Below are 24,909 nucleotides of genomic sequence, written 5' to 3'. Positions count from 1 at the left end.
CGCACTCGTCGCAGTGACGGCCGCGACCGGGATAGCACTGTGCAGTTGGTGGCCGATCTACCGGGCCCCGGCGTTCGTCGTCATGGCGGCGGCGACGATCCCGGCGGCGCTCGCCGTCGCGTACGCGGGGTACCGCTGGAAGCTCGGCACGGCCGCGCTGACGATCACGGCATCCCTCGTCTTCCTCATCATCGGCGTGCCGCTCGCCGTACCTGACCGCGCGACAGCAGGACTGCTCCCTTCCGCGCGAGGCATCGTGGAACTGCTCGCCGCAGTTCCGCTCGGCTGGAAACGCCTGCTGACGATCTCGCTGCCTGTCGGCGAGTACCAGGCGCTGCTCGTGCCCGCCATGGTGTCGACGCTCTGCGCCGCACTGCTGGCAGCCACCATCGCGCTCCGCAGCCGGAGGCCTGAGCTCGCGATGCTTCCCTCGATCGCGCTCGCGGGTCTCGGCATCGCCTTCGGCCCCGAGTCGGCGTGGATGCCGGCAATCGTCGTGCTCGGATTGCTCGCCGTCTGCCTGCTCTGGTTCATGTGGTGCCGACGGGAACGGCGTCGCGCCGCGCTCGCGGTGCTGGCCGCAGGAGGAGCGTCTGCGGAGGCGGCGCCGGGCGACGGGGTAGAGGCCAAGGCGGCACCGGAGAGGAGCGCCGCGGCGCTCGCGGGAACCGGCGGGGGCTCATTGCTCGGCGCAGGCGCGGTGTTCGCCGTGGCTTCGCTCGCCGCGCTCGGCCTGGTCGTGCTCGCGCCCCCGGCATCCGATCGCACCGTGGCACGCACCATCGTCGAGCAGCCCTTCGACCACAGCCGATTCGTCAGCCCCCTCGTCGGATATCGCACGAACCTTCAACCTGAGCGCAGTCGAGAGGTGCTGTTCACGGTGCGGGGGCTTCCAGAAGACGCGCGAGTGCGGTTGACCGCGCTCGATCGCTGGGACGGCGTCGTGTACGGCCTCGCCGATACGGCAAGGAATCCGGGAAACGCATTCGAACGGTTTCCCTACCGGGTCGAGCGCGAGAGCGCGGGCAGTCGCTTCCGGGTGGAGGTGGAGATCGGGGAGTACACGGGACCTTGGCTGCCGACAGTCGGGGTGCTGGAGTCGTTCGAGGCGATCGAGCCGCGTACTCTCGCCGACCGCTTCTACTACGGCGAGGGGGCTCGCGCGGCGGCGGTCACCGGCACGTTGCAGCCCGGTACGGCCTACCGCGTGGAGGGCGTGCTCCAGGCGCAGCCTCGCGGGTCCGAACTGGCTGCATTGACGCCGGGCACGGCGTTCCTCCCCGACTCCGCGACGCCCCCTGCGGCGCTGACGGCCTGGCTCGATGAGGCGGTCGGCGCGATCGAGCGGCCTGGCGCCAGACTCTTCGCGGCGATGGCCGAGCTGCGTCGGCAGGGGTACGTCAGCCATGGTCTGGAAGGGGAAGCGCCGAGCCGCTCAGGTCATTCGGCCGACCGCATCGGGGAGCTCTTCACCGCGCGACCCATGGTCGGCGACGCTGAGCAATACGCGGTCGCGGCGGCGCTCATGGCGCGCCAGATCGGGTTCCCCGCCCGAGTGGTGGTGGGCTTCGCACCGATCAGCGCGCCAGGCGACGGCGTGATCACTGTGACGGGCGAAGACGCGACCGCGTGGATCGAGGTGGACACCGCCGAATTCGGTTGGGTGGCCATCGACCCGAATCCCGACCCTCGTCCAGTGCCCGAGCGCGAGCCCCAGCCGCAGCCCGAGACATCGCACCCGCGCAGCGTCGTGCCGCCCCCGGATGAGCAGGACCCGCCCGTGCCAGAGGTGCAGACGCCATCCGCCGAGCAGTTCGATCAGCCCTCTGCCGATGCCTGGCTCGGCGTGCTGCTCGGAGTACTGCGATCGGTTGGCGCCGTGCTCGTGCTCGCGCTGGTCGTGCTCGCGCCCCTCGCCGCTGTCGCGCTCATGAAGGCACGGCGCAGGCGCGCCCGGCGCCGCGCGCCAACCGCCGCCGCTCAGATCGACGGAGCATGGCGCGAGTTCGAAGACGCGCTCGTCGACCACGGGTTCTCCTTGCCCGCAAGCGCCACCCGCAGCGAAGTCGCGGTGGCCGCCGGGTCTGCTACCGCGGCTGCGCTCGCGTATGCGGTCGACCGCGCCGAGTTCGCGCCAGAAGCGCCTGCGGAGGATCATGCGGCGAGCGTTTGGCACGCGGTCGATGTGCTGCGTGCAGAACTGAATGAGGCGCGGAATCGGAGAGAGCGGTTGCGAGCGCTGGCCTCGCCGGCGAGCCTCCGCCGCGCTCGCCCGGGCTCATCCAAGCGCGCGCGTGAAGCCGACGAGCGCTCCACACCCGGCGCCCCGACGCCGGGCCGTTCCAGCGTCGATCGTTATAGTGGCAAACGCGTGCGCCGCACGCCTGCGCGTGGAACTGGCGGGCGGCGCGAAGAAGCGGGGGAGGCAGTGTCATGACGACCGCGGGCATGGTGTGCGAGCGGTGCGGCGCCGAGTTGCCGTCGACGGCCATGTTCTGCGGTGAGTGCGGCGCAACCGTCACCGCTCCGGCTCGCAATCGGGCCGCGGCCGCCGCAGCGCTTCACTGCGACGCCTGTGGCCAGGCGATGGGGCCCAACGACATCTTCTGCGCTCAGTGCGGGCACGTCGCCTCCTCGGTCACGGAAGCGTGGTCGATGGATGCCGGGGCGGCCGGTCGAGCGCGGCAACCGGGGCAGGGAGACCTCTCCGCTCGAGCCGCTGACGGCGACCGTGCGGCCGCGACGGCTGACTCACTGCCGGCGATCGTTGAGCCCGGTCCGACCCTTCCGAGCGCTGGTGTATCGAGCGACACGATGCCCGTCGCGGGCGACGCGTTGGAGCGCCCTGTTGCAGCCGGCCCGCACGGATTCGCACCGCCGGGCGATCCAGTCGAGCACGACGCGACCCGTGTCGTGCGAAAGGCCTCGCGCCTGGCGAGCTTCGTGCTGCAGTTCAGCACTGGAGAGCAGTTCACTGTCACAGGACGGGGTCTCATCGGCCGCAACCCGCAGCCTGAGCCGGCAGAGCACGTTGAGCATCTGGTGGTCATCCGCGATCCCGCCCGTTCAGTATCGAAGACCCACCTCGAGTTCGGGCAGGAGGATGGCGGGTTCTGGGTGCTCGACCGGTTCTCCGGCAACGGCTCCGTGGTGCGCGTGCCGGATGCCGAGCCTCGCCGATGCGAGGGCGGAAAACGGTACGCGGTGCCCCGCGGAACCCGAGTGGACATCGGCGACCAGTTCTTCGTGATCAGCTAGACGCCCCTTCTCCGGCTGGAAGCCTCGCTCGCGACCTCGCGCGTTCGACGTCTGGCGCAAGGTCCACCGGCGGTGAGAGCGCCCGCGCCGATGGCAAGCGGTGCCCTCCACATCCGCCGGCTGGTCGCATCGAATCGAGTGGCCGGCAGTTGACGGCTACTTCGCGGCATCCCGCCTGTTGGACTCGCCCGATGCAGGATTCTCCACCGCGCATCACGCTGCCAGCGCGACCCGCACCGCCCCCACCGCCGACGTTCCCGCTCATGGCGCTGATCGCGCCGGTGCTCGGAGCGGCGGTGCTGTGGGCGGTCACCCGCTCGCCCTATGCGCTCGTCTTCGCGGTCCTGGGCCCCGTCATCGCCCTCGGCGCCATGGTCGACGCGCGACGTCAGCGACGCAAGGCGCTCAGGCGCAGCAGGCGCCAGCATGCAGAGGCCCTGGAGCGCGCCGGGCAGCAGATCGATCAAGCGCATGTGAGAGAACGCCGCCAAGCTTGGGCGGCCTCGCCAGGATTCGGAGCGGTGGAGGCGGTGCTGACATCACCTGGGGCTCTTGCGGGCCTCCCATCTCGTGCCGATGAGCCCATCGTGCTCGGCTCGGCAGCGCTGACGAGCAGGCTCCGCCTCGACACTCCGAGCGACGCTGCTGGGTCGACAGAAGCGTCGGGCTCGCACGACGACTTCGACACCGCTGTGCAATCGCTCGCCGAGCGTGCCGCACTGCTGGCCGATGCTCCTGCGCTCGCCGATGCGTCGAACGGCGTGATCGTTCGCGGGCCGGCTATCGCGGCGAAGGCGGTGATCCGTTCACTCGCGCTGCAATTGCTCGCGCGTTCCGATGCTGACGCCATCATCGAGGCGGGCGAGACGCATCGCGCGTGGGCAGGGCCGCTCCTCGCTCAGGAGTGCCAGCGCTCGCCGAACGCTCCGAGCCTTCCACACACTGATCCTGACGGCGACCCGGATGCGGTGCACGTGATCCGACGAGCGGACGGCAACGAACTGGGCTGGTTCGCGCGGGACCCTGCCTATCGGCTGCGTGCGGGTCTGCCGAGTGCCGCAGCGGCGATCGAACTCCCGGGTGAGGCGGGCGACGGGGTGCTGGTGCGCGCGACCGCGGTTCGCGGAGCACTCGGCATGCGCGCCGGTGAGCGCCGTGCGCTCGCGGTTCGTCATGTCGATGAGGCCCACGCGCGCGCGATCGCTCGCGAACTGCAGCGGATGAAGTCCCCATCGGCTGACGCGGCAGACGCAGGCTCGACGACGGCCACTGACCCCGAGCTGCCCGGGCGGCTCACCTTCTCGTCGCTGCCTCATGGATCGGTGGATCCTGCACCGGGATCGCTCAGCGCCGTCATCGGCGCGGACCGCCACGGTCGTCCCGTCGAGCTTGACCTCGTGCGCGGACCGCGCGCGCTCGTCGCGGGCATGACCGGCACGGGGAAGAGCGAGTTGCTCATCACCTGGGTGCTCTCTTTGGTGCGAGGCCGTTCCCCTGATGACGTGGTCGTGCTGCTCGTCGACTTCAAAGGCGGCGCCACCTTCGCCGGGTTGGCCGCGCTGCCGCACTGCGTCGGGATCGTGACCGATCTCGACCGCGCAGGCGCGGCGCGCGCGCTCGACAGTTTGGAGGCAGAACTCCGGTTCCGCGAAGAGCGCCTCTCGGAGCGTCGGTGCCGCAGCATCGACGATGACGGGCACGGGCTTCCCAGGCTCGTGGTCATGATCGATGAAGCAGCGGCGCTCATGCGAGCGCATCCCCCCATCGGGCGGCTGCTTGCTGACATCGCCTCCCGCGGTCGGTCACTCGGAGTGCACCTGGTGCTGTGCACACAACGACCGACAGGGGTGGTCGATGACGATGTGCTCTCGAATACAGGGATCAGGGTGTGCTTGCGCGTCAACAATCGTGCCGACAGTGTCGCTGTGATCGGCGACGGAACGGCGCACGACCCCGATGACACGCCTGGCCGCGCCTGGATCGCCGGGCGGGAGTCGCCGGTCCAGCTCGCCATGGCGACTGCTTCCGACGTCGACAGAATCGTGGCAGGGTCGCCGGCCCCCAGCGCACCGCTCCGACGGCCCTGGCTCGACCCGCTGCCGTCGTTCATCACGCACAACGAGCTCGCCCGTGTGGCAGGGTGCGTCTCGCGCAAGACCGACACGAGCCCGACAGCAGCGCCGTGCACGGGTTCCTTCGCGAGCCCGTTCGCGATCGGCGCGGTCGACCTCCCGCGCGAGCAGCGTCGGGAGTTGGCGGTGTATGCGCCGCACAGGGATGGGCCTCTGCTGATCGTCGGCGCCCGCGGTTCCGGCAAGTCGACGCTGCTTCGATCGCTGCAATCGGCTCTGCCGCATCAGCCGATGCCGGCGTGCGGCGTCGAAGCGGTCTGGGACGCCGTGGAAGCTGCGGATGCCACGAGTCCGGGGCCCCGAGAGATGTCGCGGATGTTGCTCCTTGACGATATCGACGCAGTGCACGGGCTGCTCGACGAGGAACAGCGGGCGGAGCTGACGGCCCGCCTGAACCGCATCTTGCGGGCCGATCGTGCCGTGGTCGTCATGACGGCTCGCCGGGCAGCACCGGTGGTGCAGCAATTGCTGCACCACTTCGACTCGCGCCTCCTGCTGAGGCTGACCGACCGGCACGACCACCTGATGCTGGGCGGCGACCCGCAGTTGTACTCGTCTGTACTCAGCCCCGGAGCGGGAGAGTGGCGGGGCGCACGCATCCAGCTGGCCATTCCCGACGGGGGCCACGCGTTCTCGGGCGGTGGCCGCGGCGACTCACGAGCGGACTCGGCAGAGTCGGTGAACCCAGAGTCGGTCAACCTAGAGTCGGTGAACCCAGCGTCGGTGAGCCCAGAGTCGGTGAGCAACGACGCTGCGCGGCCGCGCTCGTCAGACTCCGCCGCCGGGTTCGACGCTCCGTTGTTCCAGCTACGCGAGGACCGTGACTACGCCGTCGTGACAGGCGCGCCCGAGCGGGCGCTTGAACTGCTGCGACGAGCAGCCGACGAGGGCCGCGATCTCAGTGATCGGCAGTTCATCGTCGCGCTCCCTTCGCAGGCCGAGCTCGCCGTCTCAGAGGGAGGGGTGCGGCGCGCACTCGTGGCGCACGCCGACGAATGGCTCGCCGCCTGGGGAGTGCTGCAGAACCTGCAGCGCGACTACGACGTGATTGCGCACGAGATCACGGCTTCGCAGGTGCGCCAGCTGACGGGCGAGCGCCGCGCGCTCCCGCCGATCACTCGCGCGGATGCCGCTTGGCTGCTGCGCCGGGGCCAGCGCCCGCAGCGCATCAGCCTCGCGTGACCTCAGGCGGCCAGCGCCTCGTCCAGCGGCAAGTGCTCGAGCCCGGCCGCGCTGGCGACCGGCGCGCTCACGATGCCGCCATCGTGCGTGTTGAGGCCCGCCGCGAGCGCCGCGTCCGCCCGCAGCGCGTCCCTCCAGCCGAGGTTCGCCAGCGCTCGCACATATGGCATGGTCGCGTTGGTCAGGGCATAGGTCGACGTGTGAGCAACCGATCCAGGCATGTTCGAGACGCAGTAGAAGATCGACTCGTGCACCCGGAAGGTCGGGTCTGCGTGCGTCGTCGGGCGACTGCCCTCGAAGCATCCGCCCTGGTCGATCGCGATGTCGACCAGCACGCTGCCGGGCCGCATGCGGGAGACCATCTCATCGGTCACCAGCTTCGGCGCTCGGGCGCCAGGGATCAGCACGGAGCCGATGACGAGATCCGCATCGGTCACGGCTCGATCGATCTCGAACGAGTTCGACGCAACGGTGCGCACGCGTCCGGCGTAGTGGGCGTCGATCTCGCGCAGGCGCTGCAGATTCGTGTCGAGCACGGTCACGTCGGCGCCGAGGCCAACGCTGACCGCCACCGCGTTCGTGCCGGCCACACCGCCGCCCAGCACGACGACCTTCGCCGGGTAGGTGCCAGGCACCCCGCCGAGCAGCTTGCCGGGACCGCCGGCCGGCCGAAACATCGCCTGCGCGCCCACGAGGGGAGCGAGTCGCCCCGCGACCTCGCTCATCGGCGCAAGCAGCGGCAGCACCCTGTTCGGCAGTTGCACCGTCTCGTAGGCGATTGCTGTCATCTTCGACTCGAGCAGCGCCCGCGTCAGCGCGGGCTCCGCCGCGAGGTGAAGGTAGGCGAAGAGCACGAGATCGTCGCGGAAGTACCGGTACTCGCTCTCCACCGGCTCCTTGACCTTCAACACGAGTTCGCCGCGCTGCCATGTACTCGCGGCATCCGGAAGCAGCGTCGCTCCGGCCGCGGCGTAGTCGGCGTCACTGATCGACGCTCCTTCGCCGGCACCCTGCTGCACGAACACCTCATGGCCTGAGGCGACAAGGTCGTGCACTCCCGATGGGGTGATCGCCACCCGGTACTCGTTGTTCTTGATCTCGCTTGGAACCGCGACCCTCATCGCTACTCCTGTCAATCGGGCGCCCGCGACGTCGGGCGTGCGAACACGTCGGCGATGCGCCCGGCCGATCGAGCGCCTCCGACGAGCCCAGCGTAGCGCTTTGCAAGCGCGTTTCACGATGGATTTCGTCGTAGTGATGGTGCAACGGAGACTGAATCCGAAGAATCTGAGCGAGAAACCGGCGATTTGCTCGTTTCGTTATCACTGCAGTGCCGCTGATATGCAACGATCGTTCCAGCGCTCTCAACGATGGGGCGCAGGACGCCCTTGGATCGAAGGAGTTCCCCGATGGCCGCCCGCAATCTTCCCGAAGACCCGCTCATCCGCCGGCTCGTGATCGAGGCGCGCCGTGCGCAACTGTCGCGGCGTGCACTGCTCACCGGTGTCGGCGGCGGCGCCGCGGCCTTGTCGCTCACAGCGTGCGCCGGAGGCACGGGAACGGAACTGAAGCCCGCCGAAGACAAGTCGGCATCCGACAAGACCGTGAACTGGGTGAACTGGCCGCTGTACCTCGATGAAGACGAGAGCGGCAATCACCCCACGCTGCAGCAGTTCGAGGATGAGACCGGCATCAAGGTCAACTACAGCGTCGACGTCGACGACAACAACATCTACTACGGCAAGGTCAAGGACCAGCTGGCGCTCGGGCAGGACATCAAGGCCGACACGGTCGTGCTGACGGAGTGGATGGTGTCGCGGTGGATCCGTCTCGGCTACACCCAGGAACTCAACCACGACAACATCCCCAACATGAAGAACCTGAACCCGGCCCTCGCGGATCCCGACTACGACCCGGGTCGCAAGCGCACCATGCCCTGGCAGGGCGGTTTCGCCGGCATCTGCTGGAACAAGGAGAAGGTTCCGAACGGCCTCCGCAGCGTCAGTGATCTCTGGAACCCTGAGCTCAAGGGTCGCGTCGGCGTGCTCAGCGAGATGCGCGACACCATGGGCCTGCTGATGCTGGAGCAGGGCGTCGACATCAGCGGAGACTGGGGTGCCGAAGAATTCGGCAAGGCCCTCGACGTACTGCGTGAGCAGGTGAGCTCGGGGCAGATTCGCAATGTGAAGGGCAACTCGTACAGCGAGGATCTCGCGAACGAAGACACGCTTGCCGCGATCTGCTGGTCGGGCGACATCACGATTCTCAACGCGGAGGCGGGCGAGGAGAAGTGGGAGTTCGCGATTCCGGATGCCGGCTGCACGCTGTGGAACGACCTCTTCCTCGTACCGATCGGCTCTCCCCGCAAGACGAACGCGGAGAAGCTCATCAACTTCTACTACGAGCCCGAGATCGCGGCAGAAGTCGCCGCCTGGGTGAACTACATCAGCCCGGTGGTTGGCGCCCGCGAGGCGGCCGTTGCGATCGACCCTGCTCTCGCCGAGAACCAATTGATCTTCCCCAGCGACGAGACGCTCGCGAAGGCGCACACCTTCCGCACCCTCGACAGCGGCGAGGAGCAGGAATTCGGCGCCGAGTTCCAAAGCATCCTGCTCGGAGCCTGATACATGAGTAAGAACGAATTCGGCACCTCAGGTGCCGACCTCGAGCTGCGCGGGGTCTCCAAGCGGTTCCCTGGCTTTACTGCGATCGAGGAGCTCGATCTGACGATCCCGGCCGGATCGTTCTTCGCGCTGCTCGGGCCGTCCGGCTGTGGCAAGACGACGACGCTGCGTATCGTGGCGGGCCTCGAGGAGCCGACCACGGGTCGGGTTCTCATCGGCGGCAAGGACGTCACCGACGCCAAGCCGTTCCAGCGTCCCGTGAACACGGTGTTCCAGAGCTACGCGCTGTTCCCGCACATGACGGTGATCGAGAACATCGCCTTCGGGCTGCGCCGTCGGCGCATCGAGGATCCGCTGGGAAAGGCGCGCGAGGCGCTGCGTCTCGTGGAACTGGAGAACGTCGCTCAGCGCCGTCCCGCCCAGCTGTCGGGCGGGCAGCAGCAGCGCGTCGCCCTCGCGCGAGCGATCGTCAACCGTCCGGCGCTCCTGCTGCTCGATGAGCCGCTCGGCGCGCTCGACCTCAAGCTGCGTCGGCAGATGCAGCTCGAGCTGAAGGAGATCCAGGCGCAGGTGGGCCTCACCTTCCTGCACGTCACGCACGACCAGGAAGAGGCCATGACCATGGCTGACACCGTCGCGGTCATGAACAAGGGGCGTATCGAGCAGATGGGCGCCCCGGAAGAGCTCTACGAGCGCCCGCGCACGGCGTTCGTCGCGAACTTCCTGGGACAGTCGAACCTGTTCGGCGGCAAGGTGGTCTCGTCGAGCGACGAGTCGATCGTGGTCGATGTCCACGGCTACCGGGTCGAGGTTCCTCGCGCACGCTCGCAGCGCCACAGCGGCGAGGTCGCGGTCGGCGTGCGCCCGGAGAAGATCGAGCTCCACGCGAACGAGCCGGTGCCGGCATCCGGAATCAACATCGTCGGTCCCGGACGGGTCACCGACGTGTCGTTCAGCGGAGTCAGCACCTCGTACCAGGTGAGTCTGCCCGGGCTCGGCGTGGTCACGGTCTTCGCCCAGAACCGCAGCTTCGGACCTGTCGTGCACGAGGGCGAGCAGGTGTGGCTGAGCTGGCACGTCGAGCACGGCTTCGGGCTCGAGGACGAGCCGGAGCAGCTTCCGAAGTTCGCCGCCGACGATGACACTCAGTCGATCGCGGCGCAGCGACGCCGCCAGCTCCAGACGGAGCTCGAGGGAGCCTGAGCATGGCGTTCGGAGCGTTCTCCAGCGGTGCGGCGCCCGGGGTCGCAACCGTTCAGGAAGGCCCGCGGCGCAAGAGCCGCGTCGCGCTGTTCCTGCTGCTGCCGGGCATCGCCTATCTCGCGCTGTTCTTCCTCGTGCCGCTCATCTCGTTGCTGCTCACGAGCTTCATGGCGCCGCGCGAGTTCGGAGACATCGGCCAGTTCGACTACGCGTTCCGCTGGGAGAACTACGTCAAGGTCGTCGAGACCTACCTGCCCCACATCCTGCGGTCCTTCGGCTACGCGGCGATCGCGACAGTGCTCGCGCTCATCATCGGGTATCCGCTCGCGTACTTCATCGGCGTCAACCTCAGAAGGTTCCCGTTGGTGCAGGCGCTCGCCCTGGTGCTCGTGATCGCACCGTTCTTCATCAGCTTCCTGCTGCGCACGCTGGCGTGGAAGCAGATCTTCGCCGATGAGGGCCCGGTCGTCGGGGCGCTGAATGCGCTCTCACTGATGGGCCCGGGTGATCACATCACAGGCACGCCCGCGGCGGTGGTCTTCGGTCTCACGTACATGTTCATCCCGTTCATGACGCTGCCGATCTACACCTCGCTCGAGCGGCTCGACCTGCGGTACGTGGAGGCGGGCGGCGATCTGTACGCCTCGCCGTGGACGACGTTCCGCACGGTCACGCTGCCGCTGTCGATGCCTGGTGTGGTGTCCGGCACGCTGCTGACATTCATCCCGGCATCCGGCGACTACATCAACGCCAGCCGCGACTTCCTCGGAAGCACGGAGACGGCCATGATCGGCAACGTCGTCGAGACGAACTTCCTGATCCTCCAGAACTACCCGGCTGCCGCGGCACTGTCGATCATCCTCATGGCGACGATCCTGATCCTGGTGGGGGCATACGTGCGGAAGAGCGGAACGGAGGATCTCGTATGAGGGGCTTCGGTAGGTACGCGCTCGCCGTCTACAGCGTGATCGCGTTGACGTTCATCATGATCCCGATCGTCTACACGATCGTGTTCAGCTTCAACGACGCCAGGCGCACGAACATCATCTGGCGCGGCTTCACCTTCGACAACTGGCTACAGGTCTGCCGCGCGCAGGACGTCTGCATCGCCTTCGGCAACAGCATCATCGTGGCGCTCGTCGCGACGCTGCTCGCGACCGTGCTCGGCACGATGATCGCGATCGCTCTCGTGCGGTACCGGTTCCGGTTCCGCGCAGCGACCACGCTGCTGCTCTTCCTGCCCATGGCGACCCCTGAGGTGGTGCTCGGTGCGGGGCTCGCCGCCCAGTTCCTCGCGGCGGGTGTGCAGAAGGGCCTCGTCACGATCATCATCGCGCACACGATGTTCTGCATCAGCTTCGTCGTGGTGACCGTACGCGCTCGGGTCGCGTCGCTCGATCCGGCGCTCGAGGAGGCAGGCCGTGATCTCTATGGCTCGCCACGGCAGGTGTTCTGGCGCATCACCTTCCCGTTGCTCCTGCCCGGCATCATCGCCGCGGCGATGCTCTCGTTCGCGCTCAGCTTCGACGACTTCATCATCACGAACTTCAACGCCGGTTCCACGATGACGTTCCCGAAGTACATCTACACTGCGGCGGCGCGCGGCATCCCGGCCGAGGCCAACGTCATCGCTTCGGCCGTGTTCTTCCTCGCGATCGTCATCGTGATCGTCGTGCAGGTGACGAACGCGGCCAGACGCAAGCGGCTCGCGCTGCGCTGAGGTCGACATCCCTGGGAGGCCGCGACCGGCGGCCTACGCTGGCGACATGGAGCAGGAGCACCGATTCGCGGTCGAGGTCGAGTGGACCGGCAACCGGGGGAGCGGCACGAGCAGTGCGCGGGCATTCGAGCGCGAGCACATCGTGCGCGCCCCGGGCAAGCCCGAACTGGCCGGGTCGGCGGCGCCGGTGTTCCGCGGCGACGCGGCCCGGTGGAACCCGGAAGAGCTGCTCATCGCTGCGCTCTCGCAGTGCCACATGATGAGCTACTTCTACGCTGCGGTGCAGCACGGCATCGTGGTGACCGGCTATCGCGACGCCGCGACCGGCGTCATCGAAATGGAAGGAGCGGCCGGGCAGTTCACCTCGGTCACGCTGAGGCCCGAGGTCACAGTCTTGCCGAGCGAAGCGCTGACCGGCGATCCGGGGCTCGCGGACCGGCTGCACGATGAGGCGGAGCGCCTCTGCTTCATCGCACGTTCTGTGAACTTCCCCGTGCGCCACGAGCCGACCACCAGAGTGACCTCCGGCTGACCACGGACGCGCTGGCGGGATGCGCTGGCTGGATGCCGTGGCCGGATGCCGCGGCGGCGACTTCAGCGCGGTGAGCCCAGCGCTGTCAGCCCCGCGGCATCAGCTCAGCGGCATCAGCTCAGCGGCATCAGCTCAGCGGCATCAGCTCAGCGGCATCAGCTCAGCGGCATCAGCTCAGCGGCATCCGCTCAGCGGCATCCGCTCAGCACTGGTTGACCGACACCTCGAAGTCGTCGAGCGCCTCTTCGATCACGCTCATGGCGTCATCGATGAGGGCATCGCTGATCACGACCGATGGCAGGAAACGCAGGACGCTGTCCCAGCTGCCCGAGTCGAGCGGGATGACACCCCGCGATGTGGCGTACGAGATCACGTGCTTGAGCGCCTCGGGGTTCGGCTTCTTGGTTCCCGGCAGCACCAGTTCGACGCCGAACATCGCACCTCGGCCGCGCACCTCGCCCACGAAGCTGTAGCGCTGGGGCCAGCCGCCGATCCGCTCTCGCAGCGTGCGCTCGACACGCTGCGCTTCGCCCAGCAGGTCATCGCGTTCGATGATCTCGAGTACTTTCAGCGCCGCCGCCGCAGAGACCGGGTTGCCGCCGAAGGTGCCGCCGATGCCTCCCGGCTGCACGGCGTCCATGACCTCGGCGCGGCCCGTGACCGCTGCGATCGGCATGCCGCCGCCGAGCCCCTTGGCGATGGTGACAAGGTCGGGCACCACATCGTGGTGCTCGATGGAGAACCACTTGCCCGTGCGGGCGATGCCCGCCTGGATCTCGTCGGCCACGAACAGGATGCCGTTCCGACGGCAGTAGTTGGCGATGCGCTGGAAGTAGCCCTCTGCCGGGATGACGATGCCGCCATCGCCCTGGATCGGTTCGGCGAAGAACGCAGCGACCTCGCTCGCGCCGATATGCGTCTCGATGTAGTCGATGGTCCGTTCGGCCGCTTCCGCACCAGAGAGGCCGTCTCGGAACGGATAGCTGATTGGCACGCTGAAGATGTCGCCCGGGAACGGGCCCATGCCGGCGCGTTCGGGCCAGGGGCGATACGTCATCGCCATGGTGAGGTTCGTGCGGCCGTGGAAGGCGTGGTCGAGCGCGACGATCACGCGTCGCCCCGTGTACTTGCGCGCGATCTTCACGGCGTTCTCAACCGCTTCTGCGCCCGAGTTGACGAGAATCGAATGCTTCTCGAAGTCGCCGGGGGTGAGTTGTGCGAGCTTCTCGGCGACCTTCACATAGTTCTCGTACGGCGTGACCGTGAACAGCGTGTGGGTGAGCTTCGCGGCCTGCTCGGCCACTGCGGCGGCGACCTCCGGATTCGCATGCCCGATCGTCGTGACGCCGATGCCGCACCCGAGGTCGATGAGCTGGTTGCCGTCGACATCGCGCAGGATGGCGCCCGATCCCTGCTCCATGTAGATGTTCGCCAGCGTGCCCGCACCGCGCGAGACGCTGGCCTCGCGCCGCTGCTGCAGCGCCTTCGACTTCGGACCCGGCAGGTCGGTGACGAGCTTGCGTTCCTGTTCGACCGTGAACTCCATGCCGCCCAGCCTAGGGCTGCCCGCTGCCACCACCGTGACAGGGGACGTTGTCATGGCACGCGTTGAGCCGGTTGTCAGCACAGCCGAAGCCACGATGCGCGAAGATGGAGCATTCGTCCTGTCTCTCTCACGAAGGTTTTCCGCGTGCGCGCATTCGCTGCCCTGACCGTCACGGTCGCCCTCACCGCCGCCCTCGCAGGCTGTGCGGCGAACCCCGACACCGACTCGAATCCCGATGAGAGCGCCGCTCCCTCGCCGGCAGGCTCGACCGACTGCCTCGCGAGCGGCGGCAGCGGCGTCGACGCGGTGAGCGTCACGGGCGAGTTCGGCACGACTCCGGTCATCGAGTTCGAGGCTCCGCTGTCGGTGGAGAAGACGCAGCGCGCTGTCGCGATCGAGGGCGATGGCGATCTCATCGCCTCGGGCGACGACGTCAACGTCTACTTTGGGCTCTGGAACGCCACCACCGGCGAAGAGATTCCCGGCACGGGCTTCACCGAAGGCGCCGAGGTGCCGATGGCGGTCGATGAGCAGCAGATTCTGCCCGGCCTGGTGAAAACCTTGCAGTGCGCGCCCGAGGGCAGCCGGGTGGTCGGAGTGCTGCCGCCCGCCGACCTGTGGGGCGCTCAGGGCCTCGCCGACCTCGAAGTCAAGGGCACGGATTCGCTCGTCTTCGTCGCCGACATCGTCTCTCGTGTCAAGCCGCTCGAGCCCGCGACCTGGACCGAGAACGTGCCCACAGTCGACCTCGAGAGCGAGGCGCCGGTCGTCACCCTGCCGCAGACCGAGCCGTCGCCTGAGCTTCAGCTCGCCGTGCTCGAAGAGGGCAATGGCGATGTCGTGGAGGATGGCGCGACCGTGACGGTGCACTACCAGGGCACATCCTGGAACACCGGCGAGATCTTCGATCAGAGCTACACCCGGGGCGAGCCAGCGACCTTCTCGACCGACGGCGTGATCCCCGGCTTCGCGGCGGCGATGATCGGTCAGAAGGTCGGCTCGACGGTGATCGTGACGATCCCGCCGAAAGATGCCTACGGGCCCGAGGGTGCGGGCCATGCGCTGAGCGGCCAGACACTCGTCTTCCTCATCCAGATCGAAGACGCGCAGTAGCGTAAGCGCCATGCGCCGCGTGATCATCCTGGGGTCGACGGGCTCGATCGGCACCCAGGCGCTCGACGTGATCGAGGCGAACCGAGATCGCTTCCAGGTCGTCGGCCTGGCGGCGGGCCGGAACGGCGAGCTGCTGGCCGAGCAGGCGCGTCGATTCGGGGTGGCCGAGACGGCGCTCGGAGCGGCGGATGCTGCACAGCTCGTTCGCGGGGTCGACGCCGACGTGGTGCTCAACGGCATCACGGGTTCAGTCGGCTTGGAACCGACGCTCGCCGCACTGGAGTCGGGCGCCACGCTCGCCCTCGCGAACAAGGAGAGCCTCATCGTCGGCGGCGACCTGGTGAAGGCCGCCGCTGCACCGGGCCAGATCGTGCCGGTCGACTCCGAGCACTCGGCGATCGCCCAGGCGTTGCACGCCGGTGCACCGGACGAGGTGCGCAGGCTTGTGCTCACAGCATCCGGTGGACCGTTCCGTGGCCGCTCAAGGGAATCGCTCGCGGCGGTCACACCGGCGGAGGCGCTCGCCCACCCGACGTGGGACATGGGCGTGGTCGTCACCACGAACTCGTCGACCCTTGTGAACAAGGGTCTCGAGGTGATCGAGGCGCACCTGCTGTTCGACATCGACTTCGACCGCATCGACGTCACAGTGCATCCGCAATCGATCGTGCACTCGATGGTCGAGTTCGTCGACGGATCCACCATCGCGCAGTGCTCGCCGCCCGACATGCGGCTGCCGATCTCGCTCGGCCTCGATTGGCCCAATCGGGTTCCCGGCGTCGGTGCCCCGCTCGATTGGACCACTGCGAGCCAGTGGACCTTCGAGCCGCTCGACGACGAGGCGTTCCCTGCGGTGACGATGGCGAAGGAAGCGGGCCGGGCGGGTGGAACCTTCCCGGCCGTGTTCAACGCCGCCAACGAGCAGGCCGTGCACGCGTTCCACGCGGGCGCGATCGGCTACCTCGACATCATCGACACGGTGCGCGCCGTGGTCGAGCGGCACGAGAGCGGCGACCCGAGCCTCGAAGGGGTGCTCTCCGCGGAGCGCTGGGCCCGTGCCGAAGCCGACGCGATCATCGCTCGGGGTTGAGCCCGGACCCTCTCCCACCGATCGGTGCGCCGGCCTGCTGCAGCTCGTACGCGGTTCCCGGGCGAGCAACGCGAACCGCGTCGGCTCAAAGCTGCTTCATGGCCAGCGATCGCTAGCCTGAGCGGGTGGAGAGCGTGCTGCTGTACATCGTGGGCGTGCTGATCATCGTGATCGGCCTGGCGCTCTCCATCGGGCTGCACGAGATCGGGCACCTCGTTCCTGCGAAGAAGTTCGGCGTCAAGGTCGGCCAGTACATGATCGGGTTCGGTCCGACGCTGTGGTCGCGCCGACGGGGCGAGACCGAATACGGGGTCAAGGCGATCCCGCTGGGCGGCTACATCTCGATGGCGGGCATGTACCCGCCCGAGAAGGGACGCAAGTCGGCGCGCACCTCGAGCACCGGCTTCTTCAACGCCCTGGTGCAGGATGCCCGCACCGCGTCTGCAGAGAGTGCAGTCGATACCGACGAGCAGCGCCTGTTCTATCGGCTGCCGATCTGGAAGCGCATCATCATCATGCTCGGCGGGCCGGCCATGAACCTGCTGATCGCGGTGGTGCTCTACGCGGTGCTCCTGATGGGGTTCGGACTGCAGACGCCGAGCACCACGCTCGGCAGCGTCTCGGAGTGCGTCATCCCAGCGGGCAGCACGGCGACCTCCTGCAGCGCCGACGACCGGCTCGCCCCGGGCGCAGAGGCGGGGCTCCGGCCCGGTGACCGCGTGGTCTCGATCGCGGGCGAGCCCATCGACGACTGGAGCGAACTCTCGGCCACCATCCGGCAGCACGCTGGGGAGACGGTGCCGTTCGACATCGTGCGCGATGGCCGGGAGCAGACCCTTTCGGTGACGCCCTTGCTCACCGAGCGGTACGTCTACACAAAGGACGGCCAGATTGAGATGGATGCCGCCGGCCGGCCCGTCACCGAAGAGGTGGGCTTCGTCGGGGTCGGTCCTGCGTACGAGCGAGTGCAGCAGCCCGCGACCGCTGTGCTCCCAGCCGTCGGTGACAACCTTTCCGCAGTGGTGAACATCGTCCTGCACCTGCCGCAGCGCATGGTGGAGGTCGCGCAGGCCGCCTTCGGCACCGAGGCCCGCGATCCGAACGGACCGATCAGCGTCGTAGGGGTGGGCCGTATCGCGGGCGAGATCGCGAGCGTCGATACTGCGCCGATCGTCGACCGTGCGGCGGGACTCGTGGGCCTGGTCGCAGCGCTCAACGTGGCGCTCTTCGTCTTCAACCTCATCCCGTTGATGCCGCTCGACGGCGGGCACGTCGCCGGTGCCCTCTGGGAGGGCCTGCGACGCTGGTTCGCTCGGGTCTTCGGCAGGCCCGACCCGGGCCCCGTCGACACAGCGCGGCTCGTGCCGATCACTCTGGGCGTCGTCGCTGTGCTCGGGGTGATGAGCGCACTGCTCATCTACGCCGACATCGTGAAGCCCGTCAGCATCCTCTAGCCCCGTCGCACGAACCGCGGAGCGCGGTTCAGCGGCAGCGGGAACTCAGCGCTGCAAACTCAGCGTTGCGGGTTCAGCTGTGCCGCGAATCAGCGGTAGAGGATGAGCGCGTCGCCCTGGCCGCCGCCCCCGCACAACGACACCGCAGCCTTGCCGCCACCGCGGCGCGCGAGTTCGTGCGCGGCGTGCACGGTGAGTCGGGCGCCCGACGCGCCGACCGGGTGGCCGATCGCAATGGCACCGCCGTGGATGTTCACGATGTCGCTCGAGATGCCGAGGTCGCGCATCGATTGGACGGCGACCGCTGCGAACGCCTCGTTGATCTCGATGAAGTCGAGGTCGCCGATCTGCCATCCCTGACGCAGCAGGGCCTGCTCGATCGCGCGAGACGGCTGCGAGTGCAGTGAGTTGTCAGGCCCGGCCACTCGGCCGTGCTTGCCCACGATCGCGAGCCACTCGTACCCGTTCCTCTCCGCCCACTCCCGATCGGCGACGACGAGCGCTGCCGCACCATCGCTGATGGGCGACGAGTTGCCCGCCGTGATGGTGCCCTCCGGGTCGAAGGCCGGCCGCAGCTTCGCGAGGGCCTCCACGGTGCTGTCGGGGCGCACGCCCTCATCGGTCGTGATCGTCGTGACCTCGCCCTTGCGTCCCGTGATCTCGACCGGCGCGATCTCGGCATCGAAGAGTCCGGATGCCTGGGCCGCGGCGGCGCGCTGGTGCGAGGCGGCGGCAACGGCATCCTGATCCTCCCGAGAGATGCCAAGACGGCTCAGCGGACGTTCCGTCGAAAGCCCCATCGACTCGTGATCGAAGGCGTCCAGCAGGCCGTCGTGCTCCATGTGGTCCACTGCGGCCACGGCGCCGTAGCCCCAGCCCATGCGCGTACCGAGCAGAAGGTGGGGCGCCTGGGTCATCGACTCCATGCCACCGGCGACCACGACCTCGGCGTCGCCTTCCCTGATCATGCGCGCCGCATCGATCACCGCGCTCACGCCTGAGAGGCACACCCGGTTGATGAGCGTGGTCGGCACGTTCCACCCGATGCCCGCACGGATGGCGGCCTGCCGCGCCGGGTTCTGTCCTGCACCAGCGGGAAGCACCTGGCCCATGATGACGTGCCCGATCTGCTCTGCCGGCACACCGGAGCGCTCGAGCGCTGCCTTGATGGCAACCGTTCCGAGGTCGACGGAGCTCTGCGATGCGAGTTGGCCCTTCACGCGCCCCTGCGGCGTGCGCGCTCCCGACAGGATCACGACTTCATTCGGCATGTACGGCTCCTTCGCCCCGGTCGTTCGAGCACGCCCCTGGCGCTCCACTGCTGCAATCGACAGTAGCAAGCGCGGATGCTGCCGATGGGCGCTCGTATCGTTATCTGCCCGAGATGCTCCACTGCCAGCATTGCGATCATGAAGCATCGTCGCTTAAGAACACGGCTGGGCCGCGCCGCGGTGGCGGCGGCGCTGCTAGCCGTCGTGCTCGCCGGCTGCAGTACTTCAGCTCTGGACCGCGACCCAACGGCGACCTCGCACCCGACCGACTGGCCAGACTCGGATGAGCCCTCTCCTCAGCCCGAACCGATCGGCACACCGTCCAAGCGCGTCACGACAGTGCTGATCCGGCCGACCATGCTCGAACTGGTGGCCGAAGACGGAACCGTGCTGCGGGAGTTGAGCTACGACCTGGAGGCCACCGAGATCGCGACCACACTCGCGGGAGTGTTCGGTGCGCAGCCCGAGATCGAAGTTTGGCCGGGACAGTGCTGCGAGGCCGGGAGAATCACGTACTACCGATGGCCTGGCCTCCAGATCCTCGACGACCACGTCGGCATGTTCGTCGATCATGACACCTGGGTGGATCGTGACGGTCCCGACGTGCATGACATGAACGTTCGTGTGGACGTGCACCGGGCAGAAGTCGCAGGAGTTCGAATCAGCACCAGCACGGGATACCAGATCGGCGACGACCTGGAGTTGCTCAAGGACGTGTCGCTCGCCTACGTCGAAACGGATCGCTTCTTCGAAGCTTGGCTGGAGCACGGGCCCATCATGGGGCCGAGCGAGATCCCCGGCGAGGTGAACGCCTATCACGTCGCCGTGCAGGACGGCATGGAAGGAGGAATTCGAATACTCGCCCCGCTCCGGCTCGGCGTAGGCCGTGTGTGACGAAGGGCCAAGCAAACCCTGTTCTCGCTCAAGATTCTTCAACGCCACGCGACGTAGACTCGTCGCGTGGCTGCAGTGAACCTCGGTATGCCGAGAATCCCCGAAACGCTCGCTCCGCGGCGAAAGTCCCGCCAGATCAAGGTGGGCAAGGTGCTCGTAGGCGGAGACGCGCCCGTGAGCGTGCAGTCGATGACCACGACGCCGACCACGAACATCAACGCGACGCTGCAGCAGATCGCCGAGCTCACCGCATCCGGCTGTGACATCGTGCGCGTCGCCGTGCCGAGCCGCGACGATGCAGAGGCGCTCCCGATCATCGCGAAGAAGAGCCAGATCCCGGTCATCGCCGACATCCACTTCCAGCCCAACTACGTGTACGCCGCGATCGACGCCGGCTGCGCTGCGGTGCGGGTCAACCCCGGCAACATCCGCAAGTTCGACGACCAGGTCGGTGAGATCGCCCGGCGCGCTCAAGCAGCGGGCGTCAGCCTGCGCATCGGAGTGAACGCGGGGTCGCTCGACCCCCGCCTGCTCGAGAAGTACGGCAAGCCGACCGCCGAGGCGCTCGTCGAGAGCGCTGTGTGGGAGGCGAGCCTCTTCGAGGAGCACGACTTCCACGACTTCAAGATCTCGGTCAAGCACCACGACCCGATCGTGATGGTGAAGGCCTACCGCCAGCTCGCCGAACGGGGCGACTGGCCGCTGCACCTCGGCGTCACCGAGGCGGGCCCGGCCTTCCAGGGCACAATCAAGAGCGCCACGGCCTTCGGCATCCTGCTCGGCGAGGGCATCGGGGACACCATTCGTGTCTCGCTCTCGGCGCCGCCCGCCGAAGAGGTCAAGGTCGGGCTGCAGATCCTCCAGTCGCTGAACCTGCGCGAGCGCAAGCTCGAGATCGTCTCGTGCCCCAGCTGCGGGCGCGCCCAGGTCGACGTGTACTCGCTCGCCGACCGCGTCACCGCGGGGCTTGAGGGCATGAGCGTGCCGCTGCGCGTTGCTGTGATGGGCTGCGTGGTGAACGGGCCCGGCGAAGCGCGCGAGGCCGACCTCGGCGTCGCCAGCGGCAACGGCAAGGGCCAGATCTTCGTGAAGGGCGAGGTCATCAAGACCGTGCCCGAGGCAGAGATCGTCGAGACACTGATCGCCGAGGCGAACCGCATCGCAGCGAGCATGCCTGCCAGCGAGACCGGCGAACCCACGGTCACCGTCGGCGCGTGACGAAGCCCGTGTGGTGACGATCGACTGATCCGACGGAACTGATCCGAGGGGCGAGGATGCCTGTTGTGACGGATGCCGCAGCCGTCGACGTCGCGCGCGTGCAGCGGCGGACTCTCGGTGTTCTCGCGACCGGCCAGGTGCTCAGCGGTGTGGGCATGGGGTCGACGCTCTCGCTCGGCGCCTTGCTCACGGAGCACGTCTCCGGCCAGGCCGCCCTATCGGGTCTCGCAGCGACCATGCTCACGCTCGGCGCGGCTGCGCTCGCCATTCCGCTCGCGCGAGTCGCCGCGCGCACTGGCCGGCGGATCGCCCTCGCCTCGGGCGGCGCGCTTGCGGCCCTTGGCGCAGTGGTCATCATCGCCGCCGCAGCGTGGATGCAGTTCTGGCTCCTGCTCGTGGGGCTCGCGGTGCTCGGCGCCGGCTCGGCCGTGAACCTTCAGGCCAGATTCGCCGCCGCCGATCTCGCGTCACCCACTCGCCGTGGACGCGACCTCTCGCTGGTGGTGTGGGCGACGACGATCGGCGTGGCAGTCGGTCCCAACCTGCTCGAGCCGGGGGAGATCGTCGGCGGGGCCATCGGGCTGCCCGAACTCACGGGCGGGTTCGCCTTCGCGATCCTCGCGCAGCTCGCAGCGATGACGCTGTACCTGAGCGCGCTACGACCCGACCCGCTGCTCACGGCGCTCTCGCTCGATAGCTCGGCTCCCGCATCCGCCGCTCCGCAGGACGTGTCTACTGCGCCGGCAGTCGCAGCCGCAGCGGCATCGGCGTCGGTGGGCGGCGAGACCGACGTGAGCACCGCGACCGGGCCGGTGCTTCTCGGCGCGGCGGAACCTGCTGAGGAGGCTGCCGAACGAGCAGGCGCCGCGGTTGCCCGGACGAGGCGAGTCGGCCCCTTCAGCATCCTCGTCGAGAAGCCGCGAGCCCTCATCGCCATCGTCGCCGTGGTGCTGAGTCACGCGACCATGGTCGCGGTGATGGCGATGACGCCTCTGCACCTCACGCAGCACGGCGGCACGCTCGTGATCGTCGGCATCGTCATCAGCATGCACACGGCGAGCATGTACGCCCTCTCGCCGTTGTTCGGCTGGCTCAGCGACCGCTTGGGCCGGGTGCCGGTCATCGTGCTCGGGCAACTCGTCTTCGTCGCCTCCCTCGTGCTCAACTGGGTGGCCGGTGGCGATCATGCGACCGTCGGCATCGCGCTCGCACTCCTCGGCCTCGGCTGGTCGGCATCGACGGTGTCCGGCTCCGCCATGCTCACCGACGCGCTCGAGCCCGGTGAACGGGCACGCGTGCAGGGGCTCTCCGACACAGCGATGAATCTCGCCGGCGCCGGCGGCGGCGCCCTCGCGGGGCTCATCATGGCGCTGCTCGGCTACGGCGGCCTGAACGCCCTCACGCTGCTGCTCGTCGCGGGAGTGCTGGCGGCGCTCGCCCTCGGCATCCGCCCGCTCCGCCCCGTCCGCGCAGCCTGAGCGCTCCCGCGCGCCCCCGCGCCCGCGCCGCCTGCCCCGCGCGCCCGCGCGGCTGCCCTTCCTCGCGCCCGCGCGGCTGCCCTTCCTCGCGCCCCGCGGCTGCCCTTCTAACCCCCTGCCCCACCCTCGCGTTCGAACCCCTTCGAGATGACAGAATCTGCGCGCTCCGGGCCCGAAAAGGTGCCGATCGTGTCATCTCGGCGGAGTGGATGCTCGCACACGGGGAGACGGGGCGGCGGCGAGACGGCGGGGGAGCCGGAGGCGGGGGAGAAAAGGGGGCGGGATGCCGCGAACTAGACTTGCGGCGTGGTCACCCGTCTCTCCCGCCTCTTCCTCCGCACGCTCCGCGAAGACCCCGTCGACGCCGAGGTCGCCAGCCACAAGCTACTGGTGCGCGCCGGGTACATCCGCCGCCAGGCGCCGGGCATCTTCGCCTGGCTGCCGCTCGGGCTGCGGGTGAAGGCCCGCATCGAGACGATCATCCGCGAGGAGATGGCCGCGGCGGGTGCGCAGGAGGTGCATTTCCCGGCCCTGCTGCCGCGCGAGCCCTATGAGGCCACCAACCGCTGGACCGAGTACGGCCCGAACCTCTTCCGACTGCAGGACCGGCGAGAGACCGACTACCTGCTCGCGCCCACGCACGAGGAACCGTTCACGCTGCTGGTGAAAGACCTGTACTCCTCGTACAAGGACCTTCCCGTCACGCTCTACCAGATCCAGGACAAGTACCGCGACGAGGCGCGCCCCCGTGCGGGCCTGCTGCGCGGCCGCGAGTTCACCATGAAGGACGCCTACTCCTTCGACGTCACCGACGAGGGGCTCGCCGAGAGCTACCAGGCGCAGCGCGACGCCTACGAGCGGATCTTCACGCGGCTCGGGCTCGAGTACGTGATCGTGCAGGCGGATGCCGGAGCGATGGGCGGATCGCGCAGCGAGGAGTTCCTGCACCCCACCGAGGTCGGCGAAGACACCTTCGTGCGCTCGGCCGGGGGATACGCGGCCAACGTCGAGGCCTACCAGACGCCCGCGCCCGAGGCGCTCCCGATCGACGGGCAACCTGAGCCGATCGTCGTCGATACCCCCGACTCGAGCACGATCCTCGGGCTCATCGATGAGCTCAACACCAATCAGGCACGCACCGACCGCGCATGGCTCGCGTCCGACACGCTGAAGAATGTCGTGCTGGCGCTCACGCACCAAGACGGCTCACGCGAACTCGTCGTCGTCGGGATGCCGGGCGACCGCGAGGTCGACATGAAGCGCGCCGAGGTGGTCTTCGCGCCCGCCGATGTGGAACCGGCATCCGAGTCGGACTTCGCCAAGCACCCGCGGCTCGTGAGGGGCTACCTCGGGCCGTGGTCACCAACTGGGGCCGTGCTCGGCGAGACGTCGAGCAACGGCATCCGGTACCTGCTCGATCCTCGCGTCGTCGAGGGCACCGCCTGGGTCACCGGCGCGAACGAGCACGGCAAGCACGTGCTGAGCCTCATCGTCGGCCGCGACTTCACCGCCGACGGCGTGGCTGACATCGCGGAGGTGCACGAGGGAGACCCCGCACCGGATGGCTCCGGGCCGATCGAGGCCGCGAGAGGCATGGAGATCGGCCACGTGTTCCAACTCGGCCGCAAGTACGCCGAGGCGCTCGGGCTGCAGGTGCTCGACGAGAACGGCAAGCTGGTCACCGTCACCATGGGCTCGTACGGCATCGGAGTGACCCGCATCATGGCGGTGCTCGCCGAGACGAACCACGACGACAAGGGGCTCACGTGGCCGGAGCAGGTCGCGCCCTTCGATGTGCACGTGGTCGCAACAGGCAAGGATGCCGCGGTCTACACGATCGCCGAAGAGCTCGTTTCGCAGCTGGAGGGCTTCGGACACGATGTGCTGTACGACGATCGCCCGAAGGTGTCACCGGGCGTGAAGTTCGGCGATGCCGAACTGCTCGGCGTCCCACGGATCGTGATCGTCGGGCGCACGGCCGCTGACGGCATTGTCGAATTGTGGAACCGCCGCACCGGCGAGCGTGAGCAGGTCGCGATCGCCGACGTCGTGAGCCGGCTCTCTGCCTGAGCAGCCGTGAGGCTTCGGCTCGAGCGCTCCCAAGCCCCGAGGCCCTGAGGCTTCCGCGTGTGACCGCGCCGGTTGAGCAAGGCGCGTCAGCGCGGGCTCTAGATGTGCCGGGCCCCACGTGGGT

18 protein-coding genes are annotated in these 24,909 nt (G+C 68.4%); 15 read left to right on the top strand and 3 right to left on the bottom strand.

The window, feature by feature from the left end:
• Positions 1 to 13: 13 nt before the first annotated feature.
• From ABV606_RS02785 to ABV606_RS02775, 3 genes are all read left to right on the top strand, one after another.
• Complete coding sequence (locus tag ABV606_RS02785) at positions 14 to 2,437, top strand: transglutaminase-like domain-containing protein (RefSeq protein WP_353988261.1); 2,424 nt, start codon at positions 14 to 16, stop codon at positions 2,435 to 2,437.
• Positions 2,434 to 3,258: a zinc-ribbon domain-containing protein gene (locus ABV606_RS02780; RefSeq protein ID WP_353988260.1), complete on the top strand. Its 825-nt coding sequence runs from the start codon at positions 2,434 to 2,436 to the stop codon at positions 3,256 to 3,258. The genes ABV606_RS02785 and ABV606_RS02780 overlap by 4 nt, the downstream gene beginning before the upstream one ends.
• A 191-nt stretch (positions 3,259 to 3,449) precedes the next feature.
• The gene (locus ABV606_RS02775; RefSeq protein WP_353988259.1) at positions 3,450 to 6,572 is read left to right on the top strand and encodes an FtsK/SpoIIIE domain-containing protein; all 3,123 of its coding nucleotides are present in this window, start codon (positions 3,450 to 3,452) and stop codon (positions 6,570 to 6,572) included.
• A gap of 2 nt (positions 6,573 to 6,574) precedes the next feature.
• On the opposite strand, the gene ald is transcribed toward ABV606_RS02775, so the two are convergent.
• Complete coding sequence (ald, locus tag ABV606_RS02770) at positions 6,575 to 7,693, bottom strand: alanine dehydrogenase (protein WP_353988258.1); 1,119 nt, start codon at positions 7,691 to 7,693, stop codon at positions 6,575 to 6,577.
• Between the two features lie 288 nt (positions 7,694 to 7,981).
• On the opposite strand from ald, the gene ABV606_RS02765 reads away from it, so the two are divergent.
• The 5 genes from ABV606_RS02765 to ABV606_RS02745 are packed head-to-tail and all read left to right on the top strand — an operon-like array spanning position 7,982 to position 12,651.
• Positions 7,982 to 9,196, top strand: coding sequence for an ABC transporter substrate-binding protein (locus tag ABV606_RS02765; RefSeq protein ID WP_281487289.1), 1,215 nt, complete (start codon positions 7,982 to 7,984; stop codon positions 9,194 to 9,196).
• A 3-nt stretch (positions 9,197 to 9,199) separates the two neighbouring features.
• Complete coding sequence (locus ABV606_RS02760; RefSeq protein WP_281487290.1) at positions 9,200 to 10,399, top strand: ABC transporter ATP-binding protein; 1,200 nt, start codon at positions 9,200 to 9,202, stop codon at positions 10,397 to 10,399.
• A gap of 2 nt (positions 10,400 to 10,401) precedes the next feature.
• Positions 10,402 to 11,328: an ABC transporter permease gene (locus tag ABV606_RS02755; protein ID WP_281487291.1), complete on the top strand. Its 927-nt coding sequence runs from the start codon at positions 10,402 to 10,404 to the stop codon at positions 11,326 to 11,328.
• Positions 11,325 to 12,119 carry an ABC transporter permease gene (locus tag ABV606_RS02750; RefSeq protein WP_281487292.1) on the top strand — a complete coding sequence of 265 codons (795 nt, stop codon included), beginning with the start codon at positions 11,325 to 11,327 and terminating at the stop codon, positions 12,117 to 12,119. Before ABV606_RS02755 ends, ABV606_RS02750 begins: the two co-directional genes overlap by 4 nt.
• 46 nt (positions 12,120 to 12,165) lie before the next feature.
• Entirely contained in the window at positions 12,166 to 12,651 is a 486-nt protein-coding gene (locus ABV606_RS02745; protein ID WP_353988257.1) for an OsmC family protein, read from the top strand.
• Between the two features lie 202 nt (positions 12,652 to 12,853).
• Here ABV606_RS02745 and gabT read toward each other — a convergent pair whose 3' ends face one another.
• The gene (gene gabT, locus ABV606_RS02740) at positions 12,854 to 14,251 is read right to left on the bottom strand and encodes a 4-aminobutyrate--2-oxoglutarate transaminase (RefSeq protein ID WP_353988256.1); all 1,398 of its coding nucleotides are present in this window, start codon (positions 14,249 to 14,251) and stop codon (positions 12,854 to 12,856) included.
• 90 nt (positions 14,252 to 14,341) lie between these two features.
• Here gabT and ABV606_RS02735 point away from each other — a divergent pair, with 90 nt between their 5' ends.
• The 3 genes from ABV606_RS02735 to ABV606_RS02725 all read left to right on the top strand — a co-directional run bounded on the left by ABV606_RS02735 (position 14,342) and on the right by ABV606_RS02725 (position 17,854).
• Positions 14,342 to 15,310: an FKBP-type peptidyl-prolyl cis-trans isomerase gene (locus tag ABV606_RS02735; RefSeq protein WP_281487296.1), complete on the top strand. Its 969-nt coding sequence runs from the start codon at positions 14,342 to 14,344 to the stop codon at positions 15,308 to 15,310.
• A 10-nt stretch (positions 15,311 to 15,320) separates the two neighbouring features.
• Entirely contained in the window at positions 15,321 to 16,400 is a 1,080-nt protein-coding gene (dxr, locus tag ABV606_RS02730; RefSeq protein WP_353988255.1) for a 1-deoxy-D-xylulose-5-phosphate reductoisomerase, read from the top strand.
• Positions 16,401 to 16,525: 125 nt separating this feature from the next.
• Positions 16,526 to 17,854 (top strand): M50 family metallopeptidase, encoded by a 1,329-nt coding sequence (locus tag ABV606_RS02725; protein WP_353988254.1) that lies wholly within the window; start codon positions 16,526 to 16,528, stop codon positions 17,852 to 17,854.
• 89 nt (positions 17,855 to 17,943) lie between these two features.
• On the opposite strand, the gene ABV606_RS02720 is transcribed toward ABV606_RS02725, so the two are convergent.
• Positions 17,944 to 19,125, bottom strand: a complete 1,182-nt coding sequence (locus ABV606_RS02720; RefSeq protein WP_353988253.1) for an acetyl-CoA C-acetyltransferase — start codon at positions 19,123 to 19,125, stop codon at positions 17,944 to 17,946.
• A 138-nt stretch (positions 19,126 to 19,263) separates the two neighbouring features.
• On the opposite strand from ABV606_RS02720, the gene ABV606_RS02715 reads away from it, so the two are divergent.
• The 4 genes from ABV606_RS02715 (at position 19,264) to ABV606_RS02700 (ending at position 24,785) form a co-directional block, all read left to right on the top strand.
• A complete protein-coding gene (locus ABV606_RS02715) occupies positions 19,264 to 20,019 on the top strand; it encodes a hypothetical protein (protein ID WP_353988252.1) in 756 nt (251 codons plus the stop codon).
• Between the two features lie 87 nt (positions 20,020 to 20,106).
• Positions 20,107 to 21,237: a flavodoxin-dependent (E)-4-hydroxy-3-methylbut-2-enyl-diphosphate synthase gene (ispG, locus tag ABV606_RS02710; protein WP_353988761.1), complete on the top strand. Its 1,131-nt coding sequence runs from the start codon at positions 20,107 to 20,109 to the stop codon at positions 21,235 to 21,237.
• A gap of 56 nt (positions 21,238 to 21,293) precedes the next feature.
• Positions 21,294 to 22,715, top strand: coding sequence for an MFS transporter (locus ABV606_RS02705; RefSeq protein ID WP_353988251.1), 1,422 nt, complete (start codon positions 21,294 to 21,296; stop codon positions 22,713 to 22,715).
• A gap of 306 nt (positions 22,716 to 23,021) precedes the next feature.
• Positions 23,022 to 24,785, top strand: coding sequence for a proline--tRNA ligase (locus ABV606_RS02700; RefSeq protein WP_353988250.1), 1,764 nt, complete (start codon positions 23,022 to 23,024; stop codon positions 24,783 to 24,785).
• The last annotated feature ends 124 nt before the right edge of the window (positions 24,786 to 24,909 follow it).

It is taken from the genome of Ruicaihuangia caeni, from assembly GCF_040536845.1.
GTDB classification, from domain to species: domain Bacteria; phylum Actinomycetota; class Actinomycetes; order Actinomycetales; family Microbacteriaceae; genus Ruicaihuangia; species Ruicaihuangia caeni.
This window is presented reverse-complemented; position numbering and strand designations above follow the sequence as displayed.

What these genes read in the sequence shown, in the direction of transcription:
- ABV606_RS02750 (WP_281487292.1), top strand. Translation starts at nt 11,325, where the DNA reads ATGAGGGGCTTCGGTAGGTACGCGCTCGCCGTCTACAGCGTGATCGCG.
- ABV606_RS02780 (WP_353988260.1), top strand. Translation starts at nt 2,434, where the DNA reads ATGACGACCGCGGGCATGGTGTGCGAGCGGTGCGGCGCCGAGTTGCCG.
- ald (WP_353988258.1), bottom strand. Translation starts at nt 7,693, where the DNA reads ATGAGGGTCGCGGTTCCAAGCGAGATCAAGAACAACGAGTACCGGGTG.
- ABV606_RS02760 (WP_281487290.1), top strand. Translation starts at nt 9,200, where the DNA reads ATGAGTAAGAACGAATTCGGCACCTCAGGTGCCGACCTCGAGCTGCGC.
- ABV606_RS02745 (WP_353988257.1), top strand. Translation starts at nt 12,166, where the DNA reads ATGGAGCAGGAGCACCGATTCGCGGTCGAGGTCGAGTGGACCGGCAAC.
- dxr (WP_353988255.1), top strand. Translation starts at nt 15,321, where the DNA reads ATGCGCCGCGTGATCATCCTGGGGTCGACGGGCTCGATCGGCACCCAG.
- ABV606_RS02775 (WP_353988259.1), top strand. Translation starts at nt 3,450, where the DNA reads ATGCAGGATTCTCCACCGCGCATCACGCTGCCAGCGCGACCCGCACCG.
- ABV606_RS02705 (WP_353988251.1), top strand. Translation starts at nt 21,294, where the DNA reads ATGCCTGTTGTGACGGATGCCGCAGCCGTCGACGTCGCGCGCGTGCAG.
- ABV606_RS02720 (WP_353988253.1), bottom strand. Translation starts at nt 19,125, where the DNA reads ATGCCGAATGAAGTCGTGATCCTGTCGGGAGCGCGCACGCCGCAGGGG.
- ABV606_RS02715 (WP_353988252.1), top strand. Translation starts at nt 19,264, where the DNA reads ATGAAGCATCGTCGCTTAAGAACACGGCTGGGCCGCGCCGCGGTGGCG.
- ispG (WP_353988761.1), top strand. Translation starts at nt 20,107, where the DNA reads ATGCCGAGAATCCCCGAAACGCTCGCTCCGCGGCGAAAGTCCCGCCAG.
- gabT (WP_353988256.1), bottom strand. Translation starts at nt 14,251, where the DNA reads ATGACAACGTCCCCTGTCACGGTGGTGGCAGCGGGCAGCCCTAGGCTG.
- ABV606_RS02765 (WP_281487289.1), top strand. Translation starts at nt 7,982, where the DNA reads ATGGCCGCCCGCAATCTTCCCGAAGACCCGCTCATCCGCCGGCTCGTG.
- ABV606_RS02755 (WP_281487291.1), top strand. Translation starts at nt 10,402, where the DNA reads ATGGCGTTCGGAGCGTTCTCCAGCGGTGCGGCGCCCGGGGTCGCAACC.